General features: G+C 72.7%; 21 protein-coding genes. 11 read left to right on the top strand and 10 right to left on the bottom strand.

All coding sequences use genetic code 11. The features are described 5' to 3' along the window. The first annotated feature begins 105 nt into the window (after window positions 1-105). Window positions 106-576 carry a hypothetical protein gene (locus tag ACFYZL_RS11125; protein WP_384744836.1) on the top strand — a complete coding sequence of 157 codons (471 nt, stop codon included), beginning with the start codon at window positions 106-108 and terminating at the stop codon, window positions 574-576. A 108-nt stretch (window positions 577-684) separates the two neighbouring features. Here the strand turns inward: ACFYZL_RS11125 and ACFYZL_RS11120 are convergent, their stop codons facing one another. Together ACFYZL_RS11120 and ACFYZL_RS11115 are read right to left on the bottom strand one after the other, a co-directional pair. Then, window positions 685-2,208: an aldehyde dehydrogenase family protein gene (locus tag ACFYZL_RS11120; protein WP_388678108.1), complete on the bottom strand. Its 1,524-nt coding sequence runs from the start codon at window positions 2,206-2,208 to the stop codon at window positions 685-687. A 52-nt stretch (window positions 2,209-2,260) separates the two neighbouring features. Next, window positions 2,261-3,583 (bottom strand): GAF domain-containing protein, encoded by a 1,323-nt coding sequence (locus tag ACFYZL_RS11115; RefSeq protein WP_388678105.1) that lies wholly within the window; start codon window positions 3,581-3,583, stop codon window positions 2,261-2,263. Window positions 3,584-3,876: 293 nt separating this feature from the next. Between ACFYZL_RS11115 and ACFYZL_RS11110 the strand changes: the two genes are divergently transcribed. Continuing rightward, window positions 3,877-4,059, top strand: coding sequence for a hypothetical protein (locus ACFYZL_RS11110; protein ID WP_384583151.1), 183 nt, complete (start codon window positions 3,877-3,879; stop codon window positions 4,057-4,059). 125 nt (window positions 4,060-4,184) lie between these two features. Here ACFYZL_RS11110 and ACFYZL_RS11105 read toward each other — a convergent pair whose 3' ends face one another. Both ACFYZL_RS11105 and ACFYZL_RS11100 read right to left on the bottom strand, forming a co-directional pair. Further along, window positions 4,185-4,643: an SAM-dependent methyltransferase gene (locus ACFYZL_RS11105; RefSeq protein ID WP_384744841.1), complete on the bottom strand. Its 459-nt coding sequence runs from the start codon at window positions 4,641-4,643 to the stop codon at window positions 4,185-4,187. Window positions 4,644-4,703: 60 nt separating this feature from the next. Continuing rightward, window positions 4,704-5,498 (bottom strand): hypothetical protein, encoded by a 795-nt coding sequence (locus ACFYZL_RS11100; RefSeq protein WP_388678100.1) that lies wholly within the window; start codon window positions 5,496-5,498, stop codon window positions 4,704-4,706. Between the two features lie 135 nt (window positions 5,499-5,633). Here ACFYZL_RS11100 and ACFYZL_RS11095 point away from each other — a divergent pair, with 135 nt between their 5' ends. Further along, window positions 5,634-6,548 (top strand): oxygenase MpaB family protein, encoded by a 915-nt coding sequence (locus ACFYZL_RS11095; RefSeq protein ID WP_384744844.1) that lies wholly within the window; start codon window positions 5,634-5,636, stop codon window positions 6,546-6,548. Here the strand turns inward: ACFYZL_RS11095 and ACFYZL_RS11090 are convergent. Then, window positions 6,533-7,141 carry a class I SAM-dependent methyltransferase gene (locus tag ACFYZL_RS11090; RefSeq protein ID WP_388678097.1) on the bottom strand — a complete coding sequence of 203 codons (609 nt, stop codon included), beginning with the start codon at window positions 7,139-7,141 and terminating at the stop codon, window positions 6,533-6,535. The two genes, ACFYZL_RS11095 and ACFYZL_RS11090, sit on opposite strands and share 16 nt — an antisense overlap. A gap of 159 nt (window positions 7,142-7,300) precedes the next feature. Between ACFYZL_RS11090 and ACFYZL_RS11085 the strand changes: the two genes are divergently transcribed. The 5 genes from ACFYZL_RS11085 (at window position 7,301) to ACFYZL_RS11065 (ending at window position 12,277) form a co-directional block, all read left to right on the top strand. Beyond that, window positions 7,301-8,086, top strand: a complete 786-nt coding sequence (locus tag ACFYZL_RS11085) for an MHYT domain-containing protein (RefSeq protein ID WP_384744847.1) — start codon at window positions 7,301-7,303, stop codon at window positions 8,084-8,086. Between the two features lie 90 nt (window positions 8,087-8,176). Continuing rightward, window positions 8,177-10,768 (top strand): nitrate- and nitrite sensing domain-containing protein, encoded by a 2,592-nt coding sequence (locus tag ACFYZL_RS11080; RefSeq protein WP_388678094.1) that lies wholly within the window; start codon window positions 8,177-8,179, stop codon window positions 10,766-10,768. Continuing rightward, a complete protein-coding gene (locus ACFYZL_RS11075) occupies window positions 10,768-11,211 on the top strand; it encodes a roadblock/LC7 domain-containing protein (protein ID WP_384584208.1) in 444 nt (147 codons plus the stop codon). Before ACFYZL_RS11080 ends, ACFYZL_RS11075 begins: the two co-directional genes overlap by 1 nt. A 17-nt stretch (window positions 11,212-11,228) precedes the next feature. Further along, on the top strand, window positions 11,229-11,618 hold the full coding sequence (locus tag ACFYZL_RS11070) for a DUF742 domain-containing protein (protein WP_384744850.1): 390 nt from the start codon (window positions 11,229-11,231) through the stop codon (window positions 11,616-11,618). Next, entirely contained in the window at window positions 11,618-12,277 is a 660-nt protein-coding gene (locus tag ACFYZL_RS11065) for an ATP/GTP-binding protein (protein WP_384744852.1), read from the top strand. The genes ACFYZL_RS11070 and ACFYZL_RS11065 overlap by 1 nt, the downstream gene beginning before the upstream one ends. 35 nt (window positions 12,278-12,312) lie before the next feature. Here the strand turns inward: ACFYZL_RS11065 and ACFYZL_RS11060 are convergent, their stop codons facing one another. After that, window positions 12,313-12,750, bottom strand: a complete 438-nt coding sequence (locus ACFYZL_RS11060; protein WP_384744854.1) for a PPOX class F420-dependent oxidoreductase — start codon at window positions 12,748-12,750, stop codon at window positions 12,313-12,315. A gap of 106 nt (window positions 12,751-12,856) precedes the next feature. Between ACFYZL_RS11060 and ACFYZL_RS11055 the strand changes: the two genes are divergently transcribed. Then, window positions 12,857-13,255 carry a roadblock/LC7 domain-containing protein gene (locus ACFYZL_RS11055; protein ID WP_384584221.1) on the top strand — a complete coding sequence of 133 codons (399 nt, stop codon included), beginning with the start codon at window positions 12,857-12,859 and terminating at the stop codon, window positions 13,253-13,255. Window positions 13,256-13,390: 135 nt separating this feature from the next. Further along, a complete protein-coding gene (locus tag ACFYZL_RS11050) occupies window positions 13,391-14,200 on the top strand; it encodes a DUF6397 family protein (RefSeq protein WP_388678089.1) in 810 nt (269 codons plus the stop codon). Here the strand turns inward: ACFYZL_RS11050 and ACFYZL_RS11045 are convergent. Genes ACFYZL_RS11045 through ACFYZL_RS11035 form a run of 3 tightly spaced genes read right to left on the bottom strand, consistent with a single transcriptional unit; the run spans window position 14,164 to window position 18,036 of the window. Continuing rightward, complete coding sequence (locus tag ACFYZL_RS11045) at window positions 14,164-14,565, bottom strand: YchJ family protein (RefSeq protein WP_384584228.1); 402 nt, start codon at window positions 14,563-14,565, stop codon at window positions 14,164-14,166. The two genes, ACFYZL_RS11050 and ACFYZL_RS11045, sit on opposite strands and share 37 nt — an antisense overlap. Window positions 14,566-14,573: 8 nt before the next feature. After that, on the bottom strand, window positions 14,574-15,464 hold the full coding sequence (locus ACFYZL_RS11040; protein ID WP_388678085.1) for an acyl-CoA thioesterase: 891 nt from the start codon (window positions 15,462-15,464) through the stop codon (window positions 14,574-14,576). A 49-nt stretch (window positions 15,465-15,513) separates the two neighbouring features. Then, complete coding sequence (locus ACFYZL_RS11035; protein WP_388678082.1) at window positions 15,514-18,036, bottom strand: DEAD/DEAH box helicase; 2,523 nt, start codon at window positions 18,034-18,036, stop codon at window positions 15,514-15,516. 145 nt (window positions 18,037-18,181) lie between these two features. Here ACFYZL_RS11035 and ACFYZL_RS11030 point away from each other — a divergent pair, with 145 nt between their 5' ends. After that, window positions 18,182-18,973, top strand: coding sequence for a metal-dependent hydrolase (locus ACFYZL_RS11030; RefSeq protein ID WP_384744860.1), 792 nt, complete (start codon window positions 18,182-18,184; stop codon window positions 18,971-18,973). 60 nt (window positions 18,974-19,033) lie between these two features. Here the strand turns inward: ACFYZL_RS11030 and helR are convergent, their stop codons facing one another. Beyond that, the gene (helR, locus tag ACFYZL_RS11025; protein ID WP_388678078.1) at window positions 19,034-21,190 is read right to left on the bottom strand and encodes an RNA polymerase recycling motor ATPase HelR; all 2,157 of its coding nucleotides are present in this window, start codon (window positions 21,188-21,190) and stop codon (window positions 19,034-19,036) included. Between the last annotated feature and the right edge of the window lie 77 nt (window positions 21,191-21,267).

Raw genomic sequence — 21,267 nt, 5'->3', positions numbered from 1 at the left:
TGCCGTCCGGGCCTGGAACGAGGTCGGCGCCCTCTACGAGACGGCCGAGTGCCGGCTCCGGCTCGCGGACGCCCAGCGGCCCTGGGCAACCTCCGGGCCGGGATCTTGGAGCGGGAGGCGGCGCGCACCGAGCTCGACCGGATCACCCGAGCTCCCACGACCGAGGAGCCGCGGACGGACACGGCCGAGCAGGACTCCTTCGTCCGGGAGGGCGACTACTGGAGGGTCGTCTTCGAACGGCCGGAGCGTGACCGCACGCGACAGCAAGGGCATGCACCACCTCGCCCGCCTGCTCGCCGCTCCGGGCCGGGCCGGGAGTTCCACGTCCTCGACCTCGCCGCCGCCGACACCGCCGACCCTGACACCGCAGCCAGGCGCGCCCTCGCCGGCGACGCCGGTCCCCTCCTGGACGCCCGCGCCAAGCAGATGTACCGTCGGCGGCTAGCGGAGATCGACGACGACAATCGGCAGGCAACCTCGCCCCTGTTCGTCACCGATCCCGCCCTGCCGGACATGGACACCCTCCACCACGGTTGGGTGCGGGAATCACGACGCCTTACGGACTGCCGCCGCTGATCAGCCGCAGCGGGAGAGGGCCGGCCCTCGGTCCGCGACTTCACGGGTGATGGAATGAGTGTTGCCTGGAGGGTGGCAACACCCCCTCCAGGCAACCGACTTCCTGCGCTAGAAGAGGCCCAGCTTCTTGGGGGAATAGCTGACCAAAACGTTCTTGGTCTGCTGGTAGTGCTCCAGCATCATCTTGTGGGTCTCACGGCCGATGCCCGACTGCTTGTAGCCCCCGAAGGCGGCATGCGCCGGGTACGCGTGGTAGCAGTTGGTCCAGACGCGGCCCGCCTGGATCGCGCGGCCGGCCCGGTACGCCGTGTTGATGTCACGGGTCCAGACCCCCGCGCCCAGGCCGTACGACGTGTCGTTCGCGATCCGCACGGCGTCGTCGAAGTCCTGGAAGGAGGTCACGGACACCACCGGGCCGAAGATCTCCTCCTGGAAGATCCGCATGCGGTTGTCGCCCTCGAAGACCGTCGGCTCGACGTAGAAGCCGCCGGCCAGGTCCCCGCCGTGGTCGATCCGGGCGCCGCCGGTCAGGATCTTCGCGCCCCCCTGACGGCCGATCTCCACGTACGAGAGGATCTTCTTCAGCTGCTCCTCCGAGGCCTGCGCACCGATCATCGTGTCCGTGTCCAACGGATGCCCCGGCACGATCAGTTCGGTGCGGGCGACGGCCGCGTCGAGGAAGTCCCCGTACCGCCCCCGCTCGATGAGGGCGCGCGAGGGGCTCGTGCACACCTCGCCCTGGTTGAGGGCGAACATCGTGAAGCCCTCCAGGGCCTTGTCCCGCAGATCGTCGTCCGTCGTCCAGATGTCGTCGAAGAAGAGGTTGGGGCTCTTGCCGCCGAGTTCGAGGGTGACCGGCTTCAGGTGCTCCGCCGCGTACTGCATGATCAGGCGGCCCGTCGACGTCTCCCCGGTGAAGGCGATCTTCGCGACGCGCGGGCTGGACGCCAGCGGCTTGCCCGCCTCCTCCCCGAAGCCGTTCACGATGTTCACCACGCCCGGCGGCAGCAGGTCCGCCACCAGGCTCAGCCAGTAGTGGACGGAAGCCGGGGTCTGCTCGGCCGGCTTGAGGACGACGGTGTTCCCCGCCGCCAGCGCCGGGGCCAGCTTCCAGACCGCCATCAGGATCGGGAAGTTCCACGGGATGATCTGCCCGACCACGCCGAGGGGCTCGTGGAAGTGGTAGGCCACCGTGTCGTCGTCGAGCTGGCTGAGCGTCCCCTCCTGCGCGCGCAACGCTCCGGCGAAGTAGCGGAACTGGTCGATGGCCAGGGGGAGATCGGCCGCCAGGGTCTCGCGGACCGGCTTGCCGTTCTCCCAGGTCTCCGCGACGGCGAGGGCCTCCAGGTTCTGCTCCATGCGGTCCGCGATGCGCAGCAGGCCGGTCGAGCGTTCGGCGACCGAGGTGCGCCCCCAGGCGGGCGCGGCCGCGTGCGCCGCGTCCAGGGCCCGCTCCACGTCCTCGGCGCTGCCGCGGGCGACCTCCGTGAAGGGCTGCCCGGTCACGGGGGAGGGGTTGTCGAAGTACCGGCCGCCGGCGGGCTCGACGTACTCGCCGTCGATGAAGTGGTCGTAGCGGGACGCGTACGACATGAGCGCCCCCTCGGTACCGGGCGCAGCGTAACGGGCCATGTGTCCTCCCCTTGCCGGGCGCCGGCCGCCGTCGGACAGCGCTCCGGGGAGGCTAGGAGCGGACAGGTTGCGGATACGTTGCACGCCGCGGCGGGTGCCGGTGCGCGGGTACGGCGTCCACGCGCGCGCCCAGTTCACGGTCCAGGGTGCGTACGCGGGCCAGCGCGGCCGACCGGCCCTCCGGCGGCAGCGCCGAGGCGAGGGCCCGCCACGCCTCCCGGTCGTCCGCGCCCCACGCACTGCACACCCAGTCGGTCAGCAGCCCCGCGTCGGCCCGGGCGATCACGGCCGCCCGCGCCTGCTCCTCGATCCTGCGGCGCAGCCGGACGATGCCGGGCGCAGTGGAGGCGGGCAGCAGCGGCCCGGGGTAGTGGTGGAGCGCGGCGGAGACCGCGCCCGCCGCCAACCGCCGGGTCAGCGCGGTGAAGTCGGCGGCGAGCGGGACGGACGTACGGTACGGACGGGAGAGCGGGGCCGCGGGCCCCAGCAGGGCGCGCAGCCGGGACATCTCGGCGCGCAGGGTGACGGGGGACACCGACTCGTCCTCGTACAGGGCGATCGCCAGCTCCTCGCCCGACAGTCCCCCCGGATGGTGCGCCAGCAGGGTCATGATCTCGCTGTGCCGCCGGCCGAGCCGCACCCGGCGCCCGCCCGTGACCAGCAGCGCCTCGTCCAGACCGAGGGCGGTCAGGGTGTCCGCGGCGGCCGGCGGGCCCGGTTCGAGCAGCGTCAGATGGGCCTCCGCCGCCCGCGCCACCGCCCGTACGAAGGCCAGCGAATGGGGATGGGCCAGCCCGTCGCCGCCGGTGATGTCCACCGCACCCAGCAGCCCGCCCGTTCGCGGGTCCCGCACCGGGGCCGCCGCACAGGTCCACGGGTGCACCCGCCTGCTGAAGTGCTCGGCCCCGAAGACCTGTACGGGCTCGCCGAGCGCCACCGCCGTCCCGGGAGCGTTGGTCCCCATCGCCGTCTCCGCCCAGCGCGCGCCCGGGACGAAGCCGAGCCGCTCGGCACGCCGCAGCGTGGCAGGCTCCCCCTCCACCCACAGCAGGCTGCCCCGCGCGTCGCACACGGCGAGCAGATGCGCCCCGTGCGCCGCGACCTCCCCGACGAGCTCCCGGAACAGGGGCATCACCCGGGCCAGCGGATGCTCCGCACGGTAGGAGCTCAGCTCCCGCTCCGCCAGCTCCATCCGGGGCGCGCACTCCGGGCTGACCCGGGCCCGCGCACACCGCCGCCAGGACCTCGCGATGACCGCCCGCACCGGCGCCTCGACCCGCCCGTCCCGCGTGAACGCGGCATGGGCGCGGCGCAGTTCGCGCGTGCGCTCGGCGGGATCCGCCCCGCCCGGCAGCGCCGGCGACGGATCGTCCATGTCACCCTCCCGTGGTGCCGCGGTACCCGGAGCGCCCCATCGTCGTCCCGGTGCCGGGACCCGGCAAGCGGTGCGTCGGCCAGTACGTCGGCGGGGCCGGGCCGAAACAGCGGGCGCCGAGGGCGCCGACGGGCTCAGCAGGTGTCCGGGGCGGCCCACGCCGCAGCCGGATCCGGGGCCGACGGGCCTGCCGGGCACCACCGGCCGCCGCCCCTTCCCGGAGGTCCGGGAACGCGCGGGCGGGGCCCGTCGTTGAGGGGGTAGTGGTCGACCACAGGAGGAGGTGTCCGCAGATGTCCAATCGCGGAAAGGTCGCGGTTGCCGGGGTCGTGGCAGCCATCGTGTTGTTCTGGAGCGTCGGATTCTGGGCGGGGCTGCTGGTCCTGATCGGTGTGCCGACCGCCGCCTACCTCCTGCTGGACCCTTCGCAGCGCCGTCGCCTCCGGGGAGTGTCCCGGAAGCAGATAGGCCGCTGACCCCGCCACCCCGCTGACCGCTGCCGCCGGAGACGGACCGGGCCGGGCCGGGGCGACGCCCGCGCGCGGACGCCGGCCGGGCCGAGCGGGCTTGCCGGTGTCGGGCCGGATCCGGATGAGACGGCCTAGTAGTAGCCGCGCATCAGGGCCGTCGCCCATTCCGGCTGGCGCAGCTCGCCGCGCGGCCCGAACTCGGCCATGTACGGCTTGAGGTCGAGTACGGGAGTGCCGTCCACCGCGTCGAGGCCCTCCACGTGCACGTCCAGGCCGTCCACCTTCACCAGCCGGCAGCGCGAGAGGCCCAGTCGGTTCGGCCGGTTCTTGCCGCGCTGGGCGAAGATGCCGACCAGCGGCCAGTCCGTGTTGCCGCGAGGGTGGCGGGCACCCGTCTCGATCTTCTCCACGGGCACCCGGTCGAAGTGGTAGACCACCTCGACGTGCGAGAAGTCCTCCAGGCCGTACAGAGCCTCCGGGCCGAACCGCAGGGAGTCCAGGCGGATCACCGCCGTCTCCTGCCCCCAGTCGTCGTCGAGCACCTCCGCGCGGCCGCCCACGACCACGCCCACCGGCTCCGACTCCACCATCGTCTCTCCTCTCGTGTCACCGCTCGTGCCCGCGCCCGGTGCCCGCCCCCCGGTCGGGACTCAGGCGGGGCGCACCGCGACGCGGTCCAGCGCCGCCAGCAGTCGCGGAAGATCGTGATCGCCCTCGTGGGGGACGGTGAGGACCCCGCTCGGCTCCTCGTCCAACAGGACGAAGGCGGCGTCCCGGCCGTCGGTGCCTCCGGTACGGGCCACCAGCGACCAGCCCGGCCCGTCCACCCGCAGCGTCCGTGCGCCCTCTCCGGCGAAGGAGGACCGCACCCGGCCGGGCGGCGGCGAGGTCCGCGTGTACGCCCGCGCCTCCTCCAGCGCCCGTGCGAGCCCGGGGTGCGCGGCAGCGGCCGCCCCGCCGTCCGTCGCCTCCCGCTCGCGCCAGTCGGCCCACTCCCGCGCGATCTGGTCCGCGCCCATCCGCCGCTGCACCGGCCCCCACGCCTCGGCCGACGGCGGCGCCAGCGGCACCCGCCCCGTGCCGTCCGCGCCCTGCTCCGGATCGTGCGGCTCCGGTATCCCCGTCGCCGCCACCGACAGCTCCAGCGGCCAGCCCGCCAGCGAGATGACGATGCTCCGCTCGTCGGGGGACAGGTCGTACTCCATGCCGCAGTCCCAGGAGGCGATCGCCGCGGCCACCAGCGAGACGTCGTCCACGACGACCGTCCAGCGCGCCCCCTCCTCGTCCTGGCCCAGGACCAGCCCGTAACCCTCCCCGGCCGGGGGCACGCCCAGCAGGGAGCAGGCCTCGGCGAAGTCGTCGCCCAGGATGGTGGGGAACTGCGCGGGAGTCAGCAGTACGGCGGTCAGCACGTACAGCGAGCCGCCACCTTCGTCGTCGGACACCTGGCCTCCCGGAGCTCTCTCGTCGGCCGCACCTTAACCAGCCGGTAACCCACCCGTCGAGAGCCTGCGGGTGACGATTTCCAAGCCCGCCACCTGCACGTAGAGTTGGCAGCCCGCCACAGAAAGGGACACCCGGTGCAGCGTTACGACCGGCTGAGGGAGATCCTCCGGCTCGATCCCGACAAGGACTTCCTCGCCATCTACCGGCTCACCGCCACCTACGAGTTCCCCTGGGACTTCACCCGTGCCCTGGAGCTCGCGCTCTTCCGTACCTACGCGGTCCCGGCCATCGGCCGACTGCTGGCCGAGACGGCCGAGTTCACCGACCGCCCGCAAAAGCGCTACGACGACACCGCGCTGCTCCTCGACGCCGTCGTCGAGCACGGTTTCCAGAGCGAGACCGCGCGTACGGCGATCCGCCGCGTCAACCAGATGCACCGCGCCTACGACATCACCAACGACGACATGCGCTACGTGCTGTGCACTTTCGTGGTGATTCCGGTGCGTTGGATGGACGCCTACGCATGGCGCCCGATGACCCACCACGAGCGCCGTGCCAGTGCGAACTACTACGCCGAACTCGGTCGACACCTGGGCATCACGGATATTCCGGGCTCCTACGAGGAGTTCGAGGAGACCCTGAACTCCTACGAGGAGGCCCACTTCGGCTGGGACGAGGGCGGCCGCAAGGTCGCCGACTCCACCATCGGCCTGATGGCCTCCTGGTACCCGGCGCCACTCGCCCCGGCCGTCCGCGCACTGAGCCTCTCGCTCCTCGACGAGCCGCTGCTGGCCGCATTCCGCTACGAGAGCCCCCGCCCGCGGGTCAAGCGCCTGGTCCGCGGAGCCCTGAAGCTGCGCGGCCGCGCCGTCCGGCTGCTGCCGCCGCGCAAGGCCCCGCACTACGCCCGGCAGAACCCGGAGATCAAGGGCTACCCCCACGGCTACGACGTCGGCGAGCTCGGCACCTTCCCGGTGCCCGGCGCGAGCGGCTGCCCGGTCCCGCACCCCCGCCGGCCCGCGGGGGCGGAGGCTCAGCCGCCCTCGTGACGGCGTACGGCCACCACCAGGAAGCGGGCGTCCTCGTCGGCGTACGAGATCACGTCCCAACCCGAACCGGCCAGCAGCGGGCGCAGGTTGTGCTCGGCCCGCAGGTCGTCCGGGGTCAGTTCGCGGCCGTGGCGCGCGGCGAGGGCCGCACGCCCGATCGGATGGAAGAGCGCGAGTCGGCCGCCGGGTCGGACCACCCGGGCCAGTTCCCGCAGGTTGGCGGCCGGCTCGGGCAGGTGGGCGATGAGCCCGGCGGCGAACACCGCGTCGAGCACCTCGTCGCGCAGCGGCAGCCGGGCCACGTCGGCGAGCAGGAGGGTGCCCTCGGCGGCCCGCCCCGCCCGCTGCGCGGCGGCCAGCATCTGCGGGGTGAGGTCCGCGCCCAGCACCGTCCCGGCGGGTCCCACGGCGGCCCGTAGCGCGCTCAGGGCCCGGCCGGTGCCGCAGCCCGCGTCGAGCACGCGGTCCCCGGGCCGCAGCCCGAAATCGGCGACGGCGGCCCGGAACGCGGCCCCGTCCTCGGGGAATTTGCCGTCCCAGTCGGCGGCGCGGGCCCCGAAGAATTCCCGGACGTGCGTGTGGTCTTGGCTCATGGGCCCATGATCCCCCACCGGGCACCCGTGCGGTGCGTGCGCAAGGTGGTACGCGGCGTGATCGCAGACGAACGTATCTCTGTCATATTCCAGCAGTTCCAGCTGCTTTCGAAATGCGCACCTTGTTCGTGGGCTCACCCGGACTAGCGTCCGGTGGCCATGGGACACCTGGACCACGCAGCCTATGGCTGGCTGACACCCGTGCTGTCATACGTGATGGCCTCGATCGGCGCCGCCCTCGGGCTGCGCTGCACCGTCCGCGCGCTCGCCGCGACCGGACCCTCCCGCCGCAACTGGCTCCTCACCGCGGCCTCCGCCATCGGCACCGGCATCTGGACGATGCACTTCGTCGCGATGCTCGGGTTCGACGTCACCGGCACCGAGATCCACTACAACGTGCCGCTCACCATCCTCAGCCTGGTCGTCGCCGTGCTCGTCGTCGGCGCGGGGGTCTTCGCCGTCGGCTACGGAAGGGAACGCGGCCGCTCCCTCGTCCTCGGCGGCCTCACCACCGGCCTCGGCGTCGCCAGCATGCACTACCTGGGCATGGCGGCCCTGCGCCTGCACGGACACGTCTCGTACAAGCCGCTCACCGTCGGCCTCTCCGTCGCCATCGCCGTGATCGCGGCCACCGCCGCCCTGTGGGCCGCGCTCAACATCAAGTCGCCGCTCGCCGTCGCGGGTGCCTCGCTCGTCATGGGCGCCGCCGTGAGCAGCATGCACTACACCGGGATGATGGCGGTCCGCGTCGCCGTCAGCCCCTCGGACGCGGCCCTGCCCGGCGCCACGGCCATGCAGTTCATCTTCCCCCTCGCCGTCGGACTCGGCTCCTACCTCTTCATCACCGCAGCCTTCGTCGCCCTGTCCCCGACCGCGGACGAACGGGCCGCCTCCGCCTCCGCCGCCGCGCGGCACGTCCCGCAACCCGTGCCGACCGCCCGCTGAGCCGCCGACGGGCACTCCCCCCCACCCCCCCCGCACGCCCGTAAGTCCGTACGTCCGCACCCGTAGGCACCGCCCCGGAACGAGGAGCCCATGCGCAGACCCCGCAGACACCCGGAAGCAGTGGCGCAGCGCCCGCCCTCGCCCCCGGCCCGCGGCCGCCGGGCCCACGCCGGGCCGCCCGCCGAGGAACCGGCGGAGCGGGAGACCCACCGAATCCTCCCCGCCACCCCGCGCGCGGCCCGCAACGGGCTGCGGCCCGCCACCGTCCGCGCGAAGATCGTCTGCCTGCTGATGGTCCCCGTCGTCTCGCTCCTCGCGCTCTGGGGCTTCGCCACCGTCAGCACCGCCCAGGACATGGCCCGGCTGAGCCTCGCCCACCGGGTCGACACCGAGATACGCACCCCCGTCGCGGCCGCCGTCACCGAGCTCCAGGCCGAACGGCGCGCCGCGGTCAGGCTCCTCGCCGACCCCGCAGCCGACCCGGGCTCCGCCCTGGACCCGCAGGTCAGGCGCACCGAGGCCGCCGTCCGGCGGCTGCGCCTCGGCGACCGGCACACCGTCGCCGACTCCGGCGGCTACCGCGCCGACATCGCGAACCGGCTGGGTGCGTTCGTGGCCGCCGCCGAGGCGCTGGGAGCGGCCCGCAAGGACATCGCAGCCCGCAGGGCCACCCCCGAAGGGGCCTACGAGACGTACACCGGCGTGGTCGACGCCGCCCTCGCCGTGGGCGGCGCCCTGACCGGCGGACCGGACGCCGAACTCGGCCCCGACGCCCGCGTCCTGCTCGAATTCACCCGCGGCGGGGAAATGCTCGCCCGCGAGGACGCGCTGCTCGCCCTGCCGGGCCCGCGCACCGCCGAAGCGCTTCGCCGTCTGACCGGCGCCGTCGAATCCCGCCGCACCCTCACCGCCGCCGCGTCCGAGGACCTCCCGGGCGAACAGCGGGCCGCCTGGCAGTCCGTCACCAAGAGCGCCGTCTACGCCGACCTCACCGCCGCCGAGGACCGGGCCCTGGCCGCCGGAACCACCCGTGACAGCCGCACCGTGCCCGCGGGCTGGGAAGCCGCCCAGGCCGGCGTCGGCGGTTCGATGAGGGAGATCGAAGAGGCCGCGCACACCGCCGCCGCCGACCGCGCCGACCCGTTCACCGAAGGCGCGCTCGGCCCGGCCGGCGCCGCGGTGGTCCTGGGCCTGGGCGCCGTCGCGGCCTCCCTCGTCATCTCCGTACGCATCGGCCGCGCCCTGGTCGTGGAGCTCGTCTCGCTGCGCAACACCGCTCTGGAGATCGCCCGCCGCAAGCTCCCCGAGGCCATGGAACGGCTGCGCGCCGGGGAGGAGATCGACGTCATGGCCGAGACCCCGGCCGGACCACCGGCCGACGACGAGATCACCCAGGTCGGTGAAGCCCTGGCCACCGTCCACCGGGCCGCGCTCAGCGCCGCCGTCGAACGCGCGGAGCTCGCCGGCAGCGTCTCCGGGGTCTTCGTCAACCTCGCGCGCCGCAGCCAGGTCCTCGTGCACAAGCAGCTCACCCTGCTCGACTCCATGGAACGCCGCGCCGACGATCCGAGCGAACTGGGCGACCTCTTCCGGCTCGACCACCTCACCACCCGGATGCGGCGCCACGCGGAGAGTCTGATCATCCTGTCGGGTGCCGCCCCGGGTCGGGCCTGGAGGCTTCCGGTCCCCCTCACGAACGTCGTCCGGGCCGCCGTATCCGAGATCGAGGACTACCCGCGCATCGAGGTCCGCCAGTTCGCCGAGGCCGCCGTCGTCGGTGGCGCCGTCGCCGACCTCACCCACCTGCTCGCCGAACTCATCGAGAACGCCGCCCAGTTCTCCCCTCCCCACACCAAGGTCCGGGTCAGCGGCGAGCCCGTCGGGGCGGGGTACGTCCTGGAGGTCGAGGACCGCGGGCTCGGCATGGGACGTGAATCCCTGAGCGAGGCCAACCGGCGGATCGAGCAGTCCGAGGCACTCGACCTCTTCGACAGCGACCGGCTCGGCCTGTTCGTCGTCAGCCGCCTCTCGGCGCGCCACGGTGTGAAGGTGCACCTGCGCACGTCACCGTACGGTGGCACCACCGCCGTGGTCCTCCTGCCGAACTCGATGCTCCAGGGCGCGATCACGGCCGGCACCCCGGAGTCCGACCCGGCAGCCGCCCCGGAGCCCCCGGCCTCCCAGGCCCGGAGCCGGTCCCGGAACGAAACCCCCGCCGCGGCACCGGCCCCCCGGCCGAAGGCGGTCGCCGGTGCGGAGCAGCCGCCCGCCATGACCGTCGTACGGGAGGAGGCGCGCGGCATCCCGGCCCCGGAACGGACCCCCGAACCGCGGGAGCCGGGCCCGGCGCCGGCCGCGGTGGCCCCGCTGCGGCCGCGCGCCGGCGGGAGCGCCGTCACCCGTACCCAGTCGGCCGCACCCGCACCGGCACCCGCACCGGCACCCGCTTCGACTCCGGCCTCGGCTTCGGTCACGGAACTCCCGCGCCGCGTGCGCCAGGCCAGCCTCGTCCCGCAGCTGCGCGAGGCCGCCCCCAAGGTCCCGGCCGGAGCGCGCCTCGCCGAGGACGTGCCGGGCCGCAGCCCGGAGCAGGCCCGGGACCGGATGGCGGCCTACCGGGCCGGCTGGGTCCGCGGCACCCAGGACGACTCCCCCCACGCAGGCAGCGAAGGAGAAGTGTGATGATCGAACATCAGCGGATCGGCTTCGACGGCGGCCGCAGGTCCGGCGAACTGGACTGGCTGCTGGACGACCTGGTGGTCCGGGTCCGCGAGGTCCGGCACGCCGTCGTCCTCTCCAACGACGGGCTGGCCGTGGGCGCCTCCAGCGCCCTGAGCCGGGAGGACGCGGAGCACCTGGCCGCCGTCGCCTCCGGGTTCCACAGCCTGGCCAAGGGCGCGGGCCGGCACTTCCACGCCGGGGGCGTGCGCCAGACGATGGTCGAGATGGACCAGGGGTTCCTCTTCGTGGCGGCCGCGGGCGACGGCTCCTGTCTGGCGGTGCTCAGCGGCGCCGGCGCCGACATCGGGCTCATCGCGTACGAGATGGCCCGCTTGGTGAAGCGGGTCGGCGAGCACCTTTACACCCCGCCGCGGTTCGCGGCGCGTCCGCCGGCCGCCGGCTGAGGGCGGCGGTCCGGTACATGAACGGCCAGTGGTACGACGCCGACGCGGGCCCGCTCGTCCGCCCGTACGCCATGACCGGTGGGCGTACGAAGCCGGGGCCCCACGGGGTCCGCTTCGACCTGATCGCCCTGGTCGTCATCGACCCCGAGGGCGGTGCGGGCGCCGATGGGGTGGCCGAGTCGCTGCTCGGTCCCGAACACCGGGCGCTCCTCGGGCTCTGCCGGTCCGAGACCCAGTCGGTCGCGGAACTCGCGGCCGACGCCGACCTGCCGGTGGGCGTGGTGCGGGTGTTGCTGGGAGACCTGCTGGAGGGCGGCCACGTCAAGGTCAGCAGGCCGGTACCGCCCGCGCAACTGCCGGACGAGCGGATTCTGCGTGAAGTCATCGAGGGATTGCGAGCGCTGTGATGGGACAACACGACAACGGGCTGCCGGGAGCGGGCTCGGCCGCGGACGTGGATCCGGGGGAGGACCCCGAACTGGCAGCGCTCGCGCTGAAGATACTCGTCGCGGGCGGCTTCGGGGTCGGCAAGACCACGCTGGTGGGCGCGGTGAGCGAGATCCGGCCGCTGCGGACGGAGGAACTGCTGAGCGAGGCGGGTGAACTGGTCGACGACACGGGCGGAGTGGACCAGAAGACGACCACGACCGTGGCCATGGACTTCGGCCGGATCACCATCCGCTCGGGGCTGTCGCTGTACCTGTTCGGCACGCCGGGCCAGGACCGGTTCTGGTTCCTGTGGGACGAGTTGTCGCTGGGCGCGCTCGGCGCGGTGGTGCTCGCCGACACGCGGCGGTTGGAGGACTGCTTCCCGGCGGTGGACTACTTCGAGCACCGGCGCATCCCCTTCGTGGTCGCGGTCAACTGCTTCACGGACGCCCGGCGTTACGGGGCGCACGAGGTGTCCCGGGCGCTCGATCTGGAACAGGGCACTCCGGTCGTGCTCTGCGACGCGCGGGACAAGGACTCGGGTAAGGAAGTGCTGATCAGGCTGGTCGAGTACGCCGGGCGGGTGCACACCGCCCGGCTGCTGGACTCGGTGGGGCCGCAGGCCGGTTCGGTGTGAACCGGTCGGTCCGCGGGCCTGCGGGGGAACCCGTCTCAGTCGGCGACGCCGGCCGTGGCGATCACCTTGTCGATCGGGACGCGGACGAGGAGCTCGCTCGGGACGGCGTTTCGGCGCCCGAAGGCGGCGGCGCGTTCCTCGCCCATGTAGCGCGCGCCGATCCTGGTGGCCCAGGTGAGCATGGAATCCGGGTCGTCGTCGTACTCGCTGATCTCCGCTCGGCCCTGGAGCACGACGTAGGAGAACGGAGGGCGGTCGTCGTCCACGCAGAGCGCGACCCGGCCGTCACGGGCGAGGTTGCGCCCCTTGACCGTGTCCTTGCCGGTGTTGAAGACGAAGGAGTCGCCGTCGAGTACGAACCAGATGGGCGCGACGTGCGGACTTCCGTCTTCGCGGACGGTGGAGAGCTTGCCGGTGCGAGTGGAGTGGCTGACGAACGCGCGCCATTCCTCTTGAGTCATCTTCTTCGCCATGAGCACATCCTCCTTGCCGGAAAGGCGCTGGTGGGGAAGGCTTGCGGGACGACCATGCGGGGTGGGGCGCGGCCATGTCGGCCGCGTCGACGGGGAGGGGCTGGGAATGGCACTGGACAAGCAGCTCGACTGGCTGTTGGACGACCTGACGCGACGGGTCCAGCAGGTACGGCATGCGGTGGTGCTGTCCAACGACGGCCTGGTCACGGGCGCGAGCGCCGGGCTGGCGCGGGAGGACGGGGAACACCTGGCCGCCGTGGCGGCCGGGCTGCAGAGCCTGGCGAAGGGATCCGGACGGCACTTCCGGGCCGGTGAGGTCCGCCAGACGATGGTCGAGTACGACGAGGGCGTCCTCTTCGTGATGGCGGCCGGGGCGGGCAGCTGCCTGTGCGTGCTGAGCGCGGCCGAGGCCGACATCGGCCAGGTCGCCTACGAGATGACGCTGCTGGTCAACCGGGTGGGAGAGCACCTGGGGGTCGCGGAGCGGCGGATCACCGGCGGCTGAGCCCGCCGCGTCGTGCCGTCCCGCCCCGTCCGCTCCGTCTCGTTCCGCCGGGTTGTCCACAGGCCGGGCGGGATGCCGTCGCGCTGAGTTACGGTCTTCACACAGAGTGATCGCTGCTCGTGGGGGGAGACCGCGATGATGCAGATGGAGACCGTGGTGGCGGCCGGGGACGGACTGGTGGGGAGTGCGCGGGCCGCAGGTGAACTGGGGCTGAATCGCACCGAGTTCGCCAGGGCCGTACAACTGGGGATCGTGCGCGCCGGGCCGCCGGCGCGCGGCGGCGCCGCGCGCTTCGCGCGGGCCGAACTGGACCGTGTCAGGTCCGCGGAGTGCCCGCCGGACGCCGGCGGGGCGCAGGCGCTGCGGGAGCGCGTCGAGACGGTGGCAGGAGCCGCGGCCGCGGCGCGGGCGTTGGGCGTCGGCCCGAGCCGGTTCACCCGGCTCGCGCGCTGTGGGCACCTCATCCCCGTCGGCTACCGGGTCAACCGCTACCGGGCCGTCGTGTGGCTCTATCTGGCCGCGGAGCTGAAGGAGTTCGCGGCCCGGGAGCCGGTCATGCTGCGCGGGAGCGCACCACCGGGCGACCGTGAGCTGATGGAGGCCAAGGCGGACCTGCGTCCGCGCACGTGGCGCGGGCGGCACGTCGGGCTGCTGCTGAGACGGACGACCGGCCCGTGGGAGCGCGCCGCGGTCCTGGCCGCCGTGCTCCCGGAGGGCGAGTTGCGGGCGGCCGTGCCCGAAGGGGCGGAGCGGCTCGTCCTGGCCGCCCTCGCCCCGCCACCGCCCTACGGGCACCCGCAGGTCCCGGCGGCCGCGGCGGTGGCGTCGGCGCTGCTGAAGGCGGATCAGCCGGAGGAGATCCACTGGTACCGCACCAGCCTGGACTTCGCCCTCGCCGGGGCGCGCGATCAGTCGAACGCGACGGGGGAGAGGGGGCCGACGTAGACCCAGGCCCCCTCCTCGCGGGTGAAGGCACTGTGCTCGTGCAGTGAGCCGGTGTGCCGGCCCTCGCGGTAGTGGGCACGGAACTCCACCGAGCCCTCCGTCTCGAACATGCCGCCGCGCTCGGTCGCCAGGATCTCCAGTCGCTCCCAGCGCTGACCGGGATCCAGATCCAGGTCGGACGGGCGGGTCGAGCTGTGCCAGGAGCGCAGCAGGTAGGCGGTGTCACCGACCGCGAAGGCGCTGAAGCGGGAGCGCATCAGCCGCTCGGCGGTGGGGGCCTGCTGCGCACCGGAGTGGAAGCGGCCACAGCAGTCCGGGTAGGCGGCGGGCAGCCCGCAGGGGCAGGGGAGGGCCGGGGTGGGCATGCGTGTGCTCAGTTCTTCGGGGAGGGACTCGGGGCGGGATACGGGCGGAAGAGGCCTTCCTGGACCACGGAGACCAGCAGCCTGCCCTCCAGGTCGTAGATGCGGCCGCGGGCCAGGCCCCGGCCGCCGTGCGCGATGGGCGACTCCTGGTCGTACAGGAACCACTCGTCCGTACGGAACGGCCGGTGGAACCACATGGCGTGGTCCAGGCTCGCCATGTCGAACCCGCGCATCCCCCACAACGGTTCCACCGGGATGCGCACGGCGTCGAGGAGGGTCATGTCACTGGCGTAGGTGAGGGCGCAGGTGTGCACGAGCGGGTCGTCGCCCAGCGGGCCGACCGCGCGCATCCACACCGCGCTGCGGGGATCGGCTCCCTTGAGCTCGTCGGGGGTCCAGCGGAGCCGGTTGACGTACCGGATGTCGAAGGGCTGGCGGCGGGCCATCCGCTCCAGAGCCTCCGGCAGCTCCCCGAGGTGCTCACGGATCTCGTCCGCGACCTTCGGGAGCGTGTCCGGATGGGGGTAGTGGTGAGGAGTGAGCTGGTGCTCGATGCCGCCCTCCTCCGGGTGATGGAAGGAGGCGGTGAGATTGAAGATCGTCTTGCCCTGCTGGACCGCGGTGACCCGACGGGTGGTGAAGGACCGCCCGTCGCGCACCCGCTCCACCTGGTACACGATCGGCACCCCGGGGATCCCCGGGCGCAGGAAGTACGAGTGCAGCGAGTGGACGGGCCGTCCGGCTTCGACGGTGCGGCCCGCGGCCACCAGAGCCTGGCCGGCGACCTGCCCGCCGAAGACGCGCTGGAGCGACTCCTGGGGGCTGGCGCCGCGGAAGATGTTGACCTCGATCTGCTCCAGATCGAGCAGGTCGACCAGTCTCTCGGCGGGGTTCGTCATCAGGGGATCTCCACGGTCGTCGGCGGGGACTGAAGGACGCGGGCGAGGGTCAGAGTGCGCCGAGCTCGCCCACCGAGGTGACCCGGATGACGGCCCGGCCCTCCTCGTCGGAAGCCGCGAGGTCGACCTCGGCGCTGATGCCCCAGCCATGGTCGCCGTTGGGGTCGGCGAAGGTCTGCCGGACGCGCCACAGGCCGTGCGCCGGGTCCTCCTCGATCTGCAGCAGCTTCGGGCCGCGCGCGTCGGGACCGGTGCCCAGGTCGTCGTACTCGTCCCAGTACCCGTCCATGGCGTCGGCCCAGGCGTCGGCGTCCCAACCGGAGTCGGAGTCCAGTTCGCCCAGCACGTTGACGTGGTCCAGGGCGGCCAGCTCCACCCGGCGGAACATGGCGTTGCGGACCAGGACGCGGAAGGCGCGCGCGTTGGAAGTGACCGGCTTGACCTGGTCGGCCTTCTCCTGGGCCTCCTCCGCCGTCTCCACCTCCGGGTTCGCCAACTGCTCCCACTCGTCCAGCAGGCTGGAGTCGACCTGGCGCACCAGCTCGCCGAGCCACTCGATCAGGTCCTGGAGGTCCTCGGACTTGAGGTCGTCCGGGATGGTGTGGTCCAGCGCCTTGAACGCGCTCGCCAGGTAGCGCAGCACGATGCCCTCGGTACGGGCCAGCTCGTAGTAGGAGGTGAACTCCGTGAACGTCATCGCGCGTTCGTACATGTCACGGATGATCGACTTCGGGGAGACAGGGTGGTCGCGCACCCACGGGTGGCTCTTGGAGTACACGTCGTAGGCGTGGACCAGCAGCTCTTCGAGCGGCTTGGGATAGGTGACCTCCTGGAGCCGCTCCATCCGCTCCTCGTACTCGATCCCGTCGGCCTTCATCGCGCCCACGGCCATGCCGCGTTCCTTGTTCTGCTGGGCGGCCAGGATCTGACGCGGGTCGTCCAGCGTCGACTCCACGACCGACACCATGTCCAGGGCGTAGGAGGGGGACTCCTGGTCCAGCAGGTCGAAGGCGGCCAGCGCGAAGGTGGACAGCGGCTGGTTCAGCGCGAAGTCCTGCTGGAGGTCGACGGTCAGCCGGATCGTCCGGCCCTCCGCGTCCGGGGTGTCGAGCTTCTCGACCACACCGCCGTCCAGCAGCGAGCGGTAGATCGCGATGGCCCGGCGGATGTGCCGCAGCTGGGCCTTGCGCGGCTCGTGGTTGTCCTCCAGGAGGTGGCGCATCGCCTGGAAGGCGTCGCCCGGCCGGGCGATGACCGACAGGAGCATGATGTTGGTGACCTTGAAGCGCGAGGTCAGCGGCTCCGGGTCGGCCGCGATCAGCTTCTCGAAGGTGGTGTCCGACCAGGCGACGAAGCCCTCCGGCGCCTTCTTGCGGACCACCTTGCGGCGCTTCTTCGGGTCGTCGCCCGCCTTCGCGAGCGCCTTCTCGTTCTCGATGACGTGCTCGGGCGCCTGCGCGACCACATAGCCGGCCGTGTCGAAGCCGGCCCGTCCCGCGCGGCCTGCGATCTGGTGGAACTCGCGGGCGCGCAGCGTGCGGACCCGGTTGCCGTCGTACTTGGTGAGTGCCGTGAACAACACCGTGCGGATCGGGACGTTGACGCCGACGCCGAGGGTGTCGGTACCGCAGATCACCTTCAGCAGGCCGGCCTGCGCCAGCTTCTCCACCAGACGCCGGTACTTGGGCAGCATGCCGGCGTGGTGCACACCGATGCCGTGCCGGACGTAGCGGGAGAGGTTCTGGCCGAACTTGGTGGTGAAGCGGAAGTTGCCGATCAGATCCTGGATCTTGTCCTTCTCCTCGCGGGTGCACATGTTGATGCTCATGAGCGACTGCGCCCGCTCGACCGCCTGGGCCTGGGTGAAGTGCACGATGTAGACGGGGGCCTGCCGGGTCTCCAGCAGCTCGGTGATCGTGTCGGTGATCGGCGTGGTGACGTACTCGTACGACAGCGGGACGGGCCGGGTCGCGGAGCGGACCACCGAGGTGGGCCGGCCGGTGCGCCGGGTCAGTTCGTCCTCGAAGCGCTTCACGTCGCCGAGGGTCGCCGACATCAGGACGAACTGCGCCTGCGGCAGCTCCAGCAGCGGGATCTGCCAGGCCCAGCCGCGGTCCGGCTCGGCATAGAAATGGAACTCGTCCATCACGACCTGGCCGATGTCGGCGTACTTGCCGTCGCGCAGGGCGATGGAGGCCAGCACCTCGGCGGTGCAGCAGATCACCGGGGCGTCCGCGTTCACGGAGGCGTCGCCGGTGAGCATGCCGACGTTCTCGGTGCCGAAGAGCTTGCACAGGTCGAAGAACTTCTCCGACACCAGCGCCTTGATCGGCGCGGTGTAGAAGGTGACCTTGTCCTGGGCCAGGGCCGTGAAGTGCGCGCCGGCGGCGACGAGGCTCTTGCCGGAGCCGGTCGGGGTGGAAAGGATCACGTTGGCCCCGGAGACGACCTCGATCAGCGCCTCCTCCTGAGCCGGGTACAGGGTGATGCCCTGGTCCTCGGCCCACGAGGAGAAAGCCTCGAAGAGGGCGTCGGGGTCGGCGTTCGGCGGGAGCTGATCAATGAGGGTCACACCCCCCATCTTGCCTGGCTTCCCCCCGGATGAGGGAACCGGCGGACGGAACGAAGATCACCGACGGTACGCTGTGCCGTCGATGCGGCCCGAACGAACCAGTCGACAGGGCCCGAACACCACACCACCGGGGCGGGAAACGACCATGATGGGTCCGGCGCACTCACTGTCCGGGGCAGCGGCCTGGCTGGGGGTGGGCGCCGCGACGGCGGCCGCCGGGCACCCGATGCCGTGGCCCGTCCTCGTCGTCGGCGCACTGATCTGCGCCGGCGCGGCCCTCGCCCCCGACCTCGACCACAAGTCGGCGACGATCTCGCGCGCCTTCGGGCCGCTGTCCCGGGGCCTGTGCGAGGTGGTCGACAAGATCTCCTACGCCGTCTACAAGTCCACCCGCTCCAAGAAGGACGCCCGCCGCTCCGGCGGCCACCGCACCCTGACGCACACCTGGCTCTGGGCCGTCCTGATAGGCGGCGGCGCCTCCGCCCTCGCCGTCACCGCCGACCGCTGGGGCGTGCTCGCGATCCTCTTCGTCCACCTGGTCCTGGCGGTCGAAGGCCTGCTGTGGCGGGCCGCCCGGGTCTCCAGCGACGTCCTGGTCTGGCTGCTCGGCGCCACCAGCGCCTGGATCCTGGCCGGGATCCTCGACCAGCCCGGCAACGGCGCGAACTGGCTGTTCACCGGCCCCGGCCAGGAGTACCTCTGGCTCGGCCTGCCGATCGTGCTCGGCGCCCTGGTCCACGACATCGGCGATGCGCTGACCGTCTCCGGCTGCCCGGTCCTGTGGCCCATCCCGATCGCCGGCAAGCGCTGGTACGCGCTGGGCCCGCCGAAGGCGCTGCGCTTCCGCGCCGGCAGCTGGGTCGAGCTGAAGGTCCTGATGCCCGTGTTCGTCCTGCTGGGCGGATTCGGCGGCGCCTCCGCCCTCGGGTTCATCTGAGGACCGCGGTCCGGCCGTCCTCCGTCGCCGCTCACGACGACGGAGGCCGACCGTCCGGTGTCAGGAGCTCGTGAGGACCACGAGCTCCCGGGTCGCCCGGGTCATCGCGACGTAGCGGTCGACCGCCCCTTCGACGCCCTCGCCGAAGTCCTCCGGATCGACGAGGACCACCAGGTCGAACTCGAGGCCCTTCGACAGGCTCGGGGTCAGTGACCGGACGCGGGACGTCCCCCGGAACCAGGGGGCGCCGATGACGCACGCGACGCCGTCCGCGTTCGCGGCGAGCCAGGTGTCGAGGACCGAGTCGAGCTCCGAGGCGGGTCCGCGCCGGACGGGGACGTCACTGCTGCGGACGGAGGTCGGCACGTTGGCGTCCGGCAGCACGGCCCGGATGACCGGCTCCGCCTCCGCCATGACCTCTTCCGGCGTTCGGTAGTTGACGCTCAGGGAAGCCGTCTCGATCCGGTCGAACCCGACCCGCTCCAGCCGCTCCCGCCACGAGTCCGTGAAACCGTGCCTGGCCTGCGCTCGGTCGCCGACGATGGTGAAGCTCCGCGACGGGCAGCGCAGCAGCAGCATCTGCCACTCCGCGTCCGTCAGTTCCTGGGCCTCGTCCACGACGATGTGCGCGAACGGGCCGGCGAGCAGGTCCCGGTCGACGCCGGGCAGCGCGGTCTCGTCGATCAGGCTGTCCTGCAGGTCCTTGCCGCGCAGCATCGTCACCGCGCCCTCGCCGTCGGCGTCGGCTTCGAGGACCCGGTCGATGACATCGGCCATCCGCGCGCGTTCGGCGGCGACAGCCGCTTCCTGGCGACGCCTGCGCTTCGACGCCTCCGGGTCGCCCAGCCGCTGCCGCGCCGCGTCCAGCAGCGGAAGATCGGACACCGTCCACGCCCGGGGGTCGGCGCGCCGGAGCTTCGCGACCTCGTCGGGGCCGAGCCAGGGAGCGCACTTGCGCAGGTAGGCGGGGACGGACCACAGGTCTCCGACGAGGTCGTCCGCCTCCAGCATCGGCCACGCGTTGTTCAGGGCGGTGACCAGCTCCCGGTTCTGCCGCAGGGACCTGCGGAAGAGCTGCGGCGAGACGTCCTCGTCGTCGTGCTTGTCCAGCAGGATCGCGACCAGCTCCTCGAAGATCACGTCGCGCGCCTCGTTGTGCGGGGTGCCCGGCTCCGGCGCGTCGAACGCCGCGGCCCAGTCTTCGGGGCTCAGCCAGACGTCCGCCCAGTGGGTCTCCACGGTCATCCCCTTGGCGGGCGGCTCCTCGTAGAGGGCCACGGCCGGCTCGATCGCCCGCACCATGTCCGCGGACGACTTCAGCCGGGCCACCTCCGGGTCGCTCTCGACCGTCGCCCCGGCCCCCTCGTCGACGAGGTCCCGCACCAGGCAGGTCTGGACGCCCTCCTCGCCGAGACTGGGCAGCACGTCGGCGACGTAGTCCAGATAGGGCCGGTGCGGACCGACGAACAGCACGCCGCCCCGACGGTGCCCCAGGCGGGGGTCGGAGTAGAGGAGGTGGGCGGTGCGGTGCAGGGCCACGACGGTCTTGCCGGTGCCCGGGCCGCCGTCGACGACGAGGGCGCCGCGGGACCCCGCCCGGATGATGGCGTCCTGGTCGGCCTGGATGGTGCCGAGCACGTCGCGCATCCGGGACGAGCGCTTGCCGCCCAGACTGGCGATGAACGCGGACTGGTCGTCGAGCGCGGCGTGCCCTTCGAGCCCGTCGGCGGTGAACACCTCGTCCCAGTAGTCGGTGATCCGGCCTCGGGTCCAGCGGTACCTGCGGCGGCTCGCGAGCCCCATCGGACTGGCGTGGGTCGCGGCGAAGAACGGCTCGGCCGCCGGGGAGCGCCAGTCGAGGAGCAGCCGGCGCCCCGTGCTGTCGGTGAGGCCGAGCCGGCCGATGTAGACGGGCTCGTCGCCGTCCTCGCCGACGATGCGTCCGAGGCACAGGTCCAGGCCGAACCGGCGCAGCGTGCGCAGGCGGCCGGTCAGCCGGTGGATCTCCGTGTCGCGGTCCATCGCCTCCCGGCCGATGCCACCGGGAGCCCTGCGCGCCGCGTCGAGGCGCTCGGACACCTCGGACACCGACTGCTCCAGGCTCTCGGCGATGGCCGCGAAGTGCCGCTCGTCGCCGTCGATCAGCGACGGGTCGGCCTTGGGGGAGAGGCGATCGGGAAGGTCGAACGTGCTGGTGGCCGAGGTCGAAGCTCGCACTGGGTGGTTCCCCCGAATTCCGCAGGATCTGGTCTGGGCCGCTGATTCTGCGTCATGATCGGGGCCTTGCCGCAAGC

Origin of the sequence: Streptomyces sp. NPDC001717 (genome assembly GCF_042892775.1) — a bacterium.
Taxonomy (GTDB): Bacteria; Actinomycetota; Actinomycetes; order Streptomycetales; family Streptomycetaceae; genus Streptomyces.
Note: the sequence above shows the minus strand (reverse complement) of the source record. Positions and strands in the feature narration are given on the sequence as shown.

Bases quoted from the DNA above. Each gene is read 5' to 3' on its own strand.
- ACFYZL_RS11110 (WP_384583151.1), top strand. From the start codon at position 3,877: ATGTCCAATCGCGGAAAGGTCGCGGTTGCCGGGGTCGTGGCAGCCATC.
- ACFYZL_RS11060 (WP_384744854.1), bottom strand. From the start codon at position 12,750: ATGGCGAAGAAGATGACTCAAGAGGAATGGCGCGCGTTCGTCAGCCAC.
- ACFYZL_RS11070 (WP_384744850.1), top strand. From the start codon at position 11,229: ATGAACGGCCAGTGGTACGACGCCGACGCGGGCCCGCTCGTCCGCCCG.
- ACFYZL_RS11075 (WP_384584208.1), top strand. From the start codon at position 10,768: ATGATCGAACATCAGCGGATCGGCTTCGACGGCGGCCGCAGGTCCGGC.
- ACFYZL_RS11040 (WP_388678085.1), bottom strand. From the start codon at position 15,464: ATGACGAACCCCGCCGAGAGACTGGTCGACCTGCTCGATCTGGAGCAG.
- ACFYZL_RS11030 (WP_384744860.1), top strand. From the start codon at position 18,182: ATGATGGGTCCGGCGCACTCACTGTCCGGGGCAGCGGCCTGGCTGGGG.
- ACFYZL_RS11055 (WP_384584221.1), top strand. From the start codon at position 12,857: ATGGCACTGGACAAGCAGCTCGACTGGCTGTTGGACGACCTGACGCGA.
- ACFYZL_RS11120 (WP_388678108.1), bottom strand. From the start codon at position 2,208: ATGGCCCGTTACGCTGCGCCCGGTACCGAGGGGGCGCTCATGTCGTAC.
- ACFYZL_RS11050 (WP_388678089.1), top strand. From the start codon at position 13,391: ATGATGCAGATGGAGACCGTGGTGGCGGCCGGGGACGGACTGGTGGGG.
- ACFYZL_RS11115 (WP_388678105.1), bottom strand. From the start codon at position 3,583: ATGGACGATCCGTCGCCGGCGCTGCCGGGCGGGGCGGATCCCGCCGAG.
- ACFYZL_RS11090 (WP_388678097.1), bottom strand. From the start codon at position 7,141: ATGAGCCAAGACCACACGCACGTCCGGGAATTCTTCGGGGCCCGCGCC.
- ACFYZL_RS11085 (WP_384744847.1), top strand. From the start codon at position 7,301: ATGGGACACCTGGACCACGCAGCCTATGGCTGGCTGACACCCGTGCTG.
- ACFYZL_RS11105 (WP_384744841.1), bottom strand. From the start codon at position 4,643: ATGGTGGAGTCGGAGCCGGTGGGCGTGGTCGTGGGCGGCCGCGCGGAG.
- ACFYZL_RS11065 (WP_384744852.1), top strand. From the start codon at position 11,618: ATGGGACAACACGACAACGGGCTGCCGGGAGCGGGCTCGGCCGCGGAC.
- ACFYZL_RS11080 (WP_388678094.1), top strand. From the start codon at position 8,177: ATGCGCAGACCCCGCAGACACCCGGAAGCAGTGGCGCAGCGCCCGCCC.
- ACFYZL_RS11045 (WP_384584228.1), bottom strand. From the start codon at position 14,565: ATGCCCACCCCGGCCCTCCCCTGCCCCTGCGGGCTGCCCGCCGCCTAC.